Origin of the sequence: Streptomyces sp. NPDC093089 (assembly GCF_044754405.1) — a bacterium.
GTDB lineage: Bacteria > Actinomycetota > Actinomycetes > Streptomycetales > Streptomycetaceae > Streptomyces.
Window position 1 is genome coordinate 260,006 of sequence record NZ_JBIVPA010000003.1, and the last position, 11,465, is coordinate 271,470.

Sequence of the window (11,465 nt, forward strand, 5' to 3'; positions counted from 1 at the left end):
GGGGGGCCAAGCCCCTGTCCGGCTGGACTGATCGGTGCCAGGAAGGCACGCTGAGTGTGCGCTGCGGATTGTGTCAATCCCCGGGAAGTCTTGCGAATCGCGCGGGCCCATGGTGTACCTGACGGTAGATCACCGCGCCGGCGCTCCTTCGTGAGCGGGAGCCTGCGCCCCGCCGGTCGGTGGCGGGCTGAGCCGCTTCGACACGACATAGGCGACGACGACGGTGACGATGACGAGCGGCATGACGGTGAGGCCCTGCGATCCCAGCAGCAGGGTGGCCAACAGCACCGAGGTCAGAGGGAGCCCGAGCATGGTGACCGACATGGCTCCGATCCCCATCGCGAACGCAGGGGTGAGCCCCAGCCCAGGAAGGTGTGACAGTGCGATACCGCCCGCCGCACCCAGGAACATCGCCGGGAAGATCGGACCTCCCCTGAACGCGCTCAGTGAGGCGCAGTACGCCAGTCCCTTGCACGCGACGAGCAGGGTCAACGTACCGACGGAGTATTCCGCGCTGTTCGCGATCAGCGGGCCGAGGGCGGTCTCCCCCGAGTACAGCACCTCGGTCGCGGCTTTCCCTGTGCCTTCGGCGTAGGCGATGGCGAGCCCTGCGACCACCAGCCCCATCAGGACGGTGGCGGTCACCCGGCGCCGCTCGACACGGGGCTGCGCCAGGAGGGCGAGCCGCCGGATGCCCGTGCCGACGAGGGCCGCCACCAGTCCGATGACGAGTGCCCAGCCGAACTCGGCGACATCGGGCGTGTCGGCGTGCGGGACCTCCGGAAGTGCCAGGGAGTACGTGCCGAGACCGGTCCAGTTGTCCAGGCCGGTGAAGACGAGCGAGCCGATGCCGGCGGCGAGCAGGCCCGGCACCAGGACGACCCCGAGCATCGGCCCGCCGATTCCCGACGCCTCCATGAGGAGGAACGCCCCGGTGATGGGTGACCCGAGCAGAGTGCTGACCGCAGCGAAGCTTCCGGCCGCGCCGACCACGGCCCCGCCCCGCTCCGGCAGGTCCGGCTTGACCAGGCGTACGAGCCAGACGGCCGCGCCGCTGCCGAGGGCGATGAGCGGTGCCTCGGGGCCGATGACGGCACCGAGGGCCAACGAGGCCACGGCGGCGAGGAAGATGCCGGGAAGTTCGAGCGGCTTCGGTGCGCCGGCCATCGACAGCCCCTCCGCGGGCTTGTGACCGCCGATTCCGGGCAGGTATCGGATGGTCGCTCCGACCAGCAGACCTGCGACACCCAGCAGCGGCAGGGGCCACCAGGGAGGGGTTGCCTGGAAGCCCAGCGCCTTGGGCAGGTCGGTGTAGGTCCACGGCTGGAGTTCGTTGACCAGTGCGAGGAAGCCGTACGCGGCTGCGGAGATCGGCACTCCGAGCGCCGCCGCCATGACCAGGAGCCCGACGTAACCGCGGGTCCTGACCAGGGCGAAGGGATCCGGCGGCGGCTTGCCCGGTGCTCCGACGGGACTGTCGGCCGACACGCGCATCAGCTCCTTGGCTCGACATTCGTCGGGATCGCGGCGATTCGCCGGCGTCTTCCTGACGTGGTATCACGTGGCGGGCACCGCACCGAGCGGGCTCACCGCCTTTGTGCGGCGGTGGAGTGACGGCCGCTCAGGCGGACCGAGGTCCTCGTCGGGCGGCTCGCCCGATGGGGCCTGCGCCGTCGGTGAGCCGGTTCCGCCCCGGGTACGCGGCCATGCGGCCACCGCAGGACGCCCGCCCGGGGCTCGTCATGCTCCGTCCGGAATCCCACGATTCACGGCTGGCAAGCCTTTGCCATGGCGAGGACTTGCCGTCGTGAGGTCTTCACGACGGCGTTCACTGGTCGATAGACCCATGGCATGTCTTCCCCCTCTCATGCTTCCGCCTTCCGGCGCGGCCGCTGGCGGCTGATCTCGGTCGCCACCGCGGTGCCGCTGCTGGCGTCGGGGCTTGCGGTCCTGCAAGCGCCCGCACAAGCCACTCCGAGCAAGCCCACCGTTCCTGCCAAGCCCTCGGCTACCCACAAGGTCACCCTGGTCACCGGCGACGTCGTCACCGTCACCACGACGGCCGACGGCAAGCAGATCGCCGAAGTCGACCGGCCGGACAGCGCCGTCGGCGGCGTGAAGCTCCAGGAGATCAAGGGCGACCTGTTCGTCATCCCGGACGAGGCGGCGCCGCTGCTGGGCACGGACAAGCTGGACCGACGGCTGTTCAACGTCACCGACCTGATCGAGATGGGCTACGACGACGCGAAGTCGTCCGCGGTCCCGCTGATCGCGACGTACACCCGGCCGAAGTCCCGCGTGGCCGTCGAGCCCACGGCCCCCCGGGGCAGCAAGCTGACCCGAAAGCTCAAGGGCATCCGCGGTGCCGCGCTCAGCACCGAGAAGCGGCAGACCCGCACCTTCTGGAACACCGTCGCGCCGCAGGGCAGTCCGTCGCTGGGCGCGGGCGTGGCGAAGCTGTGGCTCGACGGTCGCGTGAAGGCCAGTCTGAAGGAGAGCGTGCCGCTGATCGGCGCGCCCGAGGCCTGGGCGGCCGGCTACAACGGCAAGGGCGTCAAGGTCGCGGTGCTCGACACCGGCATCGACGTCAACCACCCCGACTTCGCCGGCCTGATCGACGGCACGGCGAGCTTCGTGCCGGGGGAGGCCATCACCGACGTCAACGGGCACGGCTCGCATGTCGCCGGCACGATCGTCGGTTCGGGCGCCGCCTCCGGGGGCGACAACAAGGGCGTCGCCCCCGGCGCCGACCTGTTCGTCGGCAAGGTGCTCGGCGGCGCCGAGGGCTACGGTCAGGACTCCTGGGTCATGGCCGGCATGCAGTGGGCCGCCGAGTCCGGCGCGGACGTCGTCAACATGAGCCTCGGCGACTCCTACCCGACGGACGGCAGCGACCCGATGTCGCAGACCGTCGACGCGCTGTCCGCCCAGTACGGCACGCTGTTCGTCATAGCCGCCGGCAACTCCGGCCCGGAGAGCATCTCCGCCCCGGGCGCGGCTGCCTCGGCGCTGACGGTGGCCGCTACGGACAAGCAGGACCGGCTCGCGTCCTTCTCCAGCACCGGCCCGCTGGCCTACTCCGGCGGCATGAAACCGGACATCGCGGCGCCCGGCGTGGACATCACCGCGGCCCGTTCGCAGGAGATGACCGACGGCGGCGAGGGCCTCTACCGCACCATCAGTGGCACCTCGATGGCCACCCCGCACGTGGTCGGCGCGGCGGCGATCCTGGCCCAGCAGCACCCGGACTGGACCGGCGCGCAGCTCAAGGAACACCTGATGAGCACCGCCAAGGGCCTGGACGGCGGGTACTCGCCGTACGAGGTCGGCACCGGCCGTCTCGACGTGGCCGCCGCCGTGCGCACCACGGTCCGCGGCACCGGGTCGCTCTTCTTCGGCAACTACACCTGGCCGCACGAGCCGAGCGACGGCGCCGTCACCAAGGACCTGACCTTCACCAACTCGGGTTCCGCCGACGTCACGCTCAACGTGGCACTGACCGACGACGGCGGCGGGTTCACGCTGGGAGCCACCACGGTGACCGTCCCGGCGGGCGGCACCGCCGCGGTCCCGGTGACCGGTGACCCGCGGACCGCCTCGGCGGGCCGGCACGTCGGCTACGTGACAGCCACCGACGCGGCCACCGGGCAGCCGGTGACCCGCACGTCCGTGGGGCTGCTCAAGGAGGAGGAGCGCTACGACCTGAACATCAAGCTGGTCGGCCGGGACGGCAAGCCCGCCGCCGGCTGGGTCACGGTCAACCTGGCCGGCGACTTCTGGCCGTGGAACGTCTACGTCGACGGCTCGACCACCATGCGCATGGCACCCGGCCACTACAGCGTCGCGGCGTACGTCGACGTGGCCGGAGAGAAGGCGGACCGCTCGGGTCTGGCCGTGCTGGTCGACCCGGAGACCGTGCTCGAGGACGGCTCCGCGGACGTAGTGCTCGACGCGAGGAAGGCGCGCCTGCTGCAGACCGAGGCGCCGCAGCGCACTGAGGACCGCCAGCGCAAGGTCGACTTCAACATCCACTACAAGGGCCTCGACCCGTTCATGGACTACCGCAGTGCGTACGTGCTGCCGCCGACGTACGACGACGTCTACGTCGCGCCGACGGAGCCGATGAAGCAAGGCGAGTTCATGCTGACCACCCGCTGGCGCAAGGGCGAGCCGCAGCTCAGCCTGAGCACCATGGGCGGCCGGCTCCAGTTCGAGGCAATGGTGCAGGCGGGCAGCGCCCTGGGCACCGCCACGGACACGCTGGACGCCGTCTACGCGGGCAACGGCGCGGCGGCCTCATACGAGCAGGTCAAGGCCAAGGGCAAGGCCGTCGTCATCGAGCGCAGCGACGACGTCTCGCCGCAGGAGCGCACCGAGGCCGCGGTCGAGGCCGGTGCGAAGGCGCTGATCGTGGTGAACGACGGTGTCGGCGCCCTGATGGAGTACGTCGGCGAGTCGGCCATCCCGGTCGCCACCGTGCACCGCGACGCGGGCAAGGCCCTCATCTCGACGGCCAAGGCAGGCATCTTCAAGCTGACCGCGAAGCAGACCGAGTACACGCCTTTCGTCTATGACCTCACCCGGGAGTACGCCGGCCAGGTTCCGGACCGGGCCCTGGTCTACAAGCCGACCAAGGCGGACCTCGCCCGGATCGACGCGCGCTACTACTCGGCCACGGACGGCCAGTCGGCGCAGGGCTACCGCTCCGACTTCACCCTCAGCCCGTCCTTCAACTTCCCCGAGCGCGAGTGGCACCCGGGTACCCGCATCGAGTGGGTGAGCCCGGGCCAGGTCTGGAGGGAGTTCCACGCGCAGGGCGTCGACGGAACCCTGCCGTGGGTGATGGTGTCGGGCGACAATACGTACGCCAAGGGCAGCACCACCCGGCTGGACTGGTTCGCACCGGCGACCCGGCCCGGCCAGAGCGAGTCCTTCGGTGTGTACAACTCCCGCTGGCAGAACTACATGACCTGGAACGTGCAGGCATGGGCCTCCGCCAGCGACACCATGCGGCTGGGCGGCTTCCTGCAGTGGGGTGAGACGCCGACCCACCTGCAGGTCTTCCAGGGCGACAGGCTGATCCACGACAACCCGTACAGCACGGACATGCAGTGGGTGGAGGTGCCGGCGGGCAACCTGCCCTACCGCGCCGTCCTCGACGCGGAGCGGCCTGGTGACGTCTTCCGGCTGTCGACGCGCACCCACACCGAGTGGACGTTCATGTCCGACACCGTCGACTCGGACTTCTTCGAGCCGTTCCCGGTGCTGAACCTGGACTACCGGCTGGAGTCGGACCTGCACGGCGACGTCAAGGCCAACGCGACCCAGCAGATCGCACTCAAGCCGGTGTCCATGGGCCGCGGCACCGTGTCGGGCACCGTCACCACGGTGAAGCTCGACGTCTCGTACGACGACGGCGCCACCTGGCAGAAGGTGACCGTGACCAAGGGCGCCGACGGCTACTGGACGGGTTCGTTGAGGACGGCCAAGAAGCCCGGCGGCTTCATCTCGGTCCGCGCGAGCGCCGAGACGGACAGCGGTTTCAGCGTCAAGAACGAGATCATCCGGGCGTTCGGCCTGCGATGAACCGCACTGTCGGGCCCCGGGGAGGTGACTCCCCGGGGCCCTTCCCCTCGCACCTGCTCCCACCAGGGACTATTCAGGGTCTGCCGCCATGGCGCATACTCTCCCCCCTGCGGCAAGCGGAAGAGAGTCGATCGCCGATGTTGGATGTTCTGGGCCTCGAACCCGATGACGAGCGCGTCTACCGGGCGCTGCTCGGACGCCCGAACTCCACCGCGATCCTGCTGTCCGACCAGCTCGACCTCCCGCACGCTCACGTCGACAAGGCCTTGTCCCGCCTGGTGGAGTGGGGACTCGTGACCAGGTCGGCGGACGAGCAGTTCACCGCCGCACCGCCGGCCATGGCCCTCGGCGCTCTCATCAGCCAGCGCCGGGACGGGCTGCGCATGGCCGAGCATGCCCTGGTGACCTTCGCCGAGGAACACCGGGCGGCGATGACCGGGAGCAGCATCAGCGATCTCATCGAGGTCGTCACGGGCGTCGACGCCATCCGCCATCGCTTCCTCCAGGTACAGCAGGCAGCCCGTACGCAGGTTCGCTCCTTCATCACCGCACCGTTCGTCGCCCTGCCGCCCGACGAGAACACGGCCGAACCCATGGCCATCGGCCGCGGCGTGCAGTTCCGGGCGGTACTGGACCGGGCCGTGCTGGCAGAGCCGGGCATCCTCGACGACGCGATCGATTCCCTGCGCAAGGGCGTGCAACTGCGTGTCGCCGACCAGCTGCCGATGAAGCTCGTGCTCGCCGACGCCGACCTCGGCCTCGTCCCGCTCGCGGTCACACCGGACGGGGAGCCCGGCGCCGCGCTGCTGCACCGCAGCGGACTGCTGGACGCGCTGGACGCTCTGTTCGAGACGGTATGGCGCAGTGCCGACCCGCTCGCGCTGTCGGCCACGGTCGGAGCATCCGAACCCACCGTCGAGGTCGGTCCGCAGGGCCCGACCGAGCTCGACCGCAGGATCCTCGCGCTGCTCCTGGCCGGCCTGACGGATTTGGCGGCCGCGACACAACTCGGTCTGTCACCGCGCACGCTGCACCGGCGCCTGCGTCATCTCATGGACATGGCCGGAGTCCGGACCCGGATGCAGCTCGGCGCCTGCGCGGTGCGAAACGGCTGGGCGGAGCCCCTTCCCACGTGACCGGCAAGCGCCGGCGTCGCCCGATGGGCGCGCCGGCGCGCACCACGGGAGCCGTCCGGCCGACGCGGTTGTCCTGTCGGCTCGTCAGGCGAGGACGGCCACCGCCATCGGGCCTCGCAGAAGGTCTCGTTCGCTGTCCTGCCCTCAGAAGGTACGGCTGGTCGGCGGGCGGGCGTCGGATCTCACGCGCGGTGCACGTCAGCGCCGGACCCGACCGCGAGAACAACTGGCCACCCGCACCCGCAGGCAGCTTCAACCCAGTCGGCGAGGGTGGAGAGGTTCGAGTCGAGGGCGGTCGCGGCGCCGGCTCCGACCAGTCCCCAGGGCTGCAGCAGCCACGCCAGACCGGCTGCCATGACCGGGGACGCGTTGTCGATCCGGGCGGCCCAGCGCGGCGGGCCGTGCGGGCGGGGCGGACGGCGGTGCCGGTATGCGCCGGGCCGTCAAGGCCAAGCGAACGTAGCCGCCGGCCGCATTGGGAAGCACTCGGCCATCGGGCGCAACGCCAAAGCGATCGATGTGATTTCGCAGTGTGCCCACGAACAACGGCGGTATCGGCACGGGACTCCAATCGGCTCATTGAGGAGTCGATGCAGGAGTGGAGCCGGCGTAGTGGGGACAGCAGCCCCACGGGCTGAGCCGCAATCTGGCCCGTGTATGGCCCGGAACTGCTGGTCAGGACTGGGAGACGGGTGGGGTGAACTGGGAGCAGAGGCGCATTTCGACGCTCCCCCTATGGGAGTGCTGGGCGCTCCAAGAAGGCGCCTGACCAGTGCGAAACCCCAGGTCAGGCGCCTTCTTTCGTTCCGCTAGAAGAAGCCGAGCTTCTTCGGGGAGTAGCTCACCAGCAGGTTCTTGGTCTGCTGGTAGTGGTCGAGCATCATGCGGTGGGTTTCGCGGCCGATGCCGGACTGCTTGTAGCCGCCGAAGGCGGCGTGGGCGGGGTAGGCGTGGTAGCAGTTGGTCCAGACGCGGCCGGCTTGGATGGCGCGGCCGGCGCGGTAGGCGGTGTTGGTGTCGCGGGTCCAGACGCCGGCGCCGAGGCCGTAGAGGGTGTCGTTGGCGGTGCGGACGGCGTCGTCGAAGTCGGAGAAGGAGGTGACGGCGACGACGGGGCCGAAGATCTCCTCCTGGAAGACGCGCATGCGGTTGTCGCCTTCGAAGATGGTGGGTTGGACGTAGTAGCCGCCCGCGAGTTCGCCGCCGTGCTCGACGACCTGGCCGCCGGTGAGGATCTTCGCGCCTTCCTGCTGGCCGATCTCCAGGTAGGAGAGGATCTTGGCGAGCTGGTCGGCGGAGGCCTGGGCGCCGATCATGGTGGTGGTGTCGAGAGGGTGGCCGGCCACGATGCGCTCGGTGCGGGTGACGGCGGCTTCGAGGAAGTCGGCGTAGTGGCCGCGCTGGACGAGGGCGCGGGAGGGGCAGGTGCAGACCTCACCCTGGTTGAGCGCGAACATCGTGAAGCCTTCGAGGGCCTTGTCGCGGAAGTCGTCGTCCGCGGCCCAGACGTCGTCGAAGAAGATGTTCGGGGACTTGCCGCCGAGTTCGAGGGTGACGGGCTTGAGGTTCTCGGAGGCGTACCCCATGATCAGCCGGCCCGTCGAGGTCTCGCCGGTGAAGGCGATCTTGGCGACGCGGGGTGAGGAGGCGAGCGGCTTGCCGGCTTCCTCGCCGTAGCCGTTGACGACGTTGAGGACGCCGGGCGGCAGGAGGTCGGCGACGAGGCTCAGCCAGAAGTGGACGGAGGCCGGGGTCTGTTCGGCCGGCTTGAGGACCACGGCGTTCCCGGCGGCGAGGGCGGGGGCCAGCTTCCAGACCGCCATGAGGATCGGGAAGTTCCACGGGATGATCTGCGCGACGACGCCGAGGGGCTCGTGGAAGTGGTACGCGACGGTGTCGTCGTCGATCTCGCTCAGGGAGCCCTCCTGGGCCCGCAGCGCGCCCGCGAAGTAGCGGAAGTGGTCGATCGCGAGCGGGATGTCCGCGGCGAGGGTCTCGCGGACGGGCTTGCCGTTGTCCCAGGTCTCGGCGACCGCGAGCGCCTCCAGGTTGCTCTCCATGCGGTCGGCGATCCGCAGCAGGACGGTCGCCCGCTCGGCCGGGGCGGTCCGGCCCCACGCGGGTGCGGCGGCGTGCGCCGCGTCCAGGGCGCGTTCCACGTCCTCGGCGGTGCCGCGGGCGACCTCCGTGAACGGGCGGCCGTCGACCGGGCTGGGGTTCTCGAAGTAGCGCCCGCCCGCCGGGGCGACGTACTCGCCTCCGATCCAGTGGTCGTAGCGGGCCTGGTACGACATGAGCGCGCCCTCGGTACCGGGTGCGGCGTAACGGGTCATGGGCATGGCCTCCCTGGGACGCGCCGGCCGTCCCTGGCCGGCGCTCACGGCCGAGTGTGGTGGCCCGTACGTTGCAAGTCCGTTGCACCGGTCGACAGTTCCGCCTCCAGGGAGTCGAGCCGCGCCCGTACGGGGGGAAGCTGCGGTGCCGGCACGGCGGCGCAGAGTGCCCGCCAGACCACCACGTCGTCCTCGCCCCACGTGCTGTACGCCCAGTCGGCGAGCAGGCCGGGGTCGCCCCGGTCCACCAGCGCGGCCCGCAGTCGCCCCGCGAGCCGTTCCCGGAGCCGTACGACGCCGGGCGCGGTCGACGAGGGGAGCAGCGGACCGGGGTACTCGGCGGCCGCCGCGGCGACCGCCCCGGAGGCCAGCCTCCGGTCCACCGCGGTGAAGTCAGCCTCCACGGTGCCCGCGAGCCGGTACGGGCGGGAGCGCAGCACGTCGGGGCCGAGCAGTGCGCGCAGCCGGGACAGCTCGGCCCGCAGCGTGACCGGGGTGACCGACTCGTCCTCGTACAGCAGGGTGAGCAGCCCGTCGCCGCTCACACCCTCCGGGCGGTGGGCGAGGAGCACCAGGATCTCGCTGTGCCGGCGACCGAGCCGCACCCGCCGACCGCCCACCGAGAGCACGGCCTCGTCCCGGCCCAGGGCCGACAGCCGCAGGTCCCCGGTCGCGGGGGCGGGTGCGAGCAGCGCCAGCTGGGACTCGGCCGCGCGTGCGACGGCCTGGACGAAGCCGAGGCTGTGCGGGTGCGCGAGGCCGGCCCCGCCCGTGATGTCGACCGCGCCGAGGACCCGCCCGGTGCGCGGGTCGTGCACGGGTGCCGCGGCGCAGGTCCAGGCCCGGACCGAGTGGCGGAAGTGCTCGGCGGCGACGACCTGCACCGGACGGTCGACGGCGAGGGCGGTCCCGGGCGCGTTCGTGCCCGCCGCCGACTCCGACCACCGCGCCCCGGCCACGAAGTTCATGCCGCGCGCCTTGCGGAGGGTGTCCGGATGGCCCTCGACCCACAGCATCCGCCCGGCCGCGTCGCAGACGGCGAGCAGGTGCTCGCCGTCCGTCGCGTACGCCCCCATCAGCTCCCGGATCACGGGCATCGCCGCCGCGAGCGGATGGCCGGCGCGGTACGCCGTGAGCTCGTCCTCCTCCAGCTCCACCCGCGCCGCCCCGTCGGGACTCACGCGCGCGCGTACGGAACGCCGCCAGGACGCGGCGACCACCGGCCGGGTGTCCCCGGCGACCGGACCTGGTTCCGCTTCCCCCGCCACCCACGCATCGCTCAACTCGGCCTCCCCGTCGAGGTCGTCACGGTCCGTCCCGGCCATCGTGCTGCCCGTGCGGGCCGCCGACAAGCGGCCGGACGGCGTCGGACGGGCACCCTGTCCGGGACCCGCCCCACGGCCCTCACGTAGAGTGGGGCTCGGGCCGTGACTGGCGCTTGAGGTGGATCACCACCGGGGAGCGGCCCGGCGGGGCGCGTCACGACGGCGCGGGCCCGCGACTGCCGTGCGCCTGGGCGAACCACCCGTCAGAGACGACGCCCAGGAGTCGCCATGTCCACCAGCACCGCCACCCTCATGGACGGTACGGCCCTCGCCCGCCGCACGGTCGAGGAGACCGCCGCCCGCGCCGCCGAGATCACCCGCCGCACCGGCGTCACCCCCTGCCTCGCGACCGTCCTCGTCGGCGCGGACCCCGCCTCCGTGACGTACGTGAAGATGAAGCAGAACCGCTGCGCGAAGGCCGGAATCCGCTCCAAGCACGTCGAGCTGCCCGCCGAGACCACGACGGAGGAGCTCGTCGCCGCGATCACCGCGCTGTCCGAGGACCCGGAGGTCCACGGCATCCTCCTCCAGCACCCGGTCGGCCCGCACATCGACGAGCGTGCCGCCTTCGAGGCCATCGCCCCGGAGAAGGACGTCGACGGCGTCACCATGGCTTCGTTCGCCGCCATGGGCTTCGGGCTCCCGGGCTTCGTCTCCTGCACGCCCGGCGGCATCATGCGCCTCCTCGACGCGTACGACGTCGAGCTGAGCGGCAAGCGGGCGGTCGTCGTCGGCCGCAGCGCGATCCTCGGCAAGCCGGCCGGTCTGCTCCTCCTCGGCCGCGACGCCACCGTCACCTACTGCCACTCGCGCACCGAGGACCTCTCCTCCGTCGTCCGCGAGGCCGACATCCTCGTGGCGGCCGTCGGCAAGCCGAACTTCATCAAGGGCGAGGACATCAAGCCGGGCGCCGTCGTCATCGACGCCGGCTACAACCCGGGCAACGTCGGCGACGTCGACTTCGCCTCCGCCGCCGAACGCGCCTCCCTCATCACCCCGGTACCCGGCGGCGTCGGCCCCATGACCATCGCCGTCCTCCTCGCCCAGACCGTGGAGGGCGCCGAGCGTCAGCTCGGCCTGTAGGC

Annotated in this window: 6 protein-coding genes; 3 read left to right on the forward strand and 3 right to left on the reverse strand. The window is 71.4% G+C overall.

Features of this window, described 5'->3' with window-relative positions:
* Positions 1-129: 129 nt before the first annotated feature.
* Positions 130-1,494 (reverse strand): chloride channel protein, encoded by a 1,365-nt coding sequence (locus tag ACIQFX_RS08110; RefSeq protein WP_402459968.1) that lies wholly within the window; start codon positions 1,492-1,494, stop codon positions 130-132.
* A gap of 357 nt (positions 1,495-1,851) precedes the next feature.
* Between ACIQFX_RS08110 and ACIQFX_RS08115 the strand changes: the two genes are divergently transcribed.
* Positions 1,852-5,586 carry a S8 family peptidase gene (locus tag ACIQFX_RS08115; protein ID WP_402459970.1) on the forward strand — a complete coding sequence of 1,245 codons (3,735 nt, stop codon included), beginning with the start codon at positions 1,852-1,854 and terminating at the stop codon, positions 5,584-5,586.
* Between the two features lie 137 nt (positions 5,587-5,723).
* Entirely contained in the window at positions 5,724-6,722 is a 999-nt protein-coding gene (locus ACIQFX_RS08120; RefSeq protein WP_402459972.1) for a helix-turn-helix domain-containing protein, read from the forward strand.
* Between the two features lie 809 nt (positions 6,723-7,531).
* Here ACIQFX_RS08120 and ACIQFX_RS08125 read toward each other — a convergent pair.
* Together ACIQFX_RS08125 and ACIQFX_RS08130 are read right to left on the reverse strand one after the other, a co-directional pair.
* Positions 7,532-9,055, reverse strand: a complete 1,524-nt coding sequence (locus ACIQFX_RS08125; protein ID WP_402459974.1) for an aldehyde dehydrogenase family protein — start codon at positions 9,053-9,055, stop codon at positions 7,532-7,534.
* Positions 9,056-9,099: 44 nt separating this feature from the next.
* The gene (locus ACIQFX_RS08130) at positions 9,100-10,338 is read right to left on the reverse strand and encodes a GAF domain-containing protein (protein WP_402460687.1); all 1,239 of its coding nucleotides are present in this window, start codon (positions 10,336-10,338) and stop codon (positions 9,100-9,102) included.
* A 270-nt stretch (positions 10,339-10,608) separates the two neighbouring features.
* On the opposite strand from ACIQFX_RS08130, the gene ACIQFX_RS08135 reads away from it, so the two are divergent.
* Entirely contained in the window at positions 10,609-11,463 is an 855-nt protein-coding gene (locus tag ACIQFX_RS08135; RefSeq protein ID WP_402459976.1) for a bifunctional 5,10-methylenetetrahydrofolate dehydrogenase/5,10-methenyltetrahydrofolate cyclohydrolase, read from the forward strand.
* Positions 11,464-11,465 lie beyond the last annotated feature (2 nt).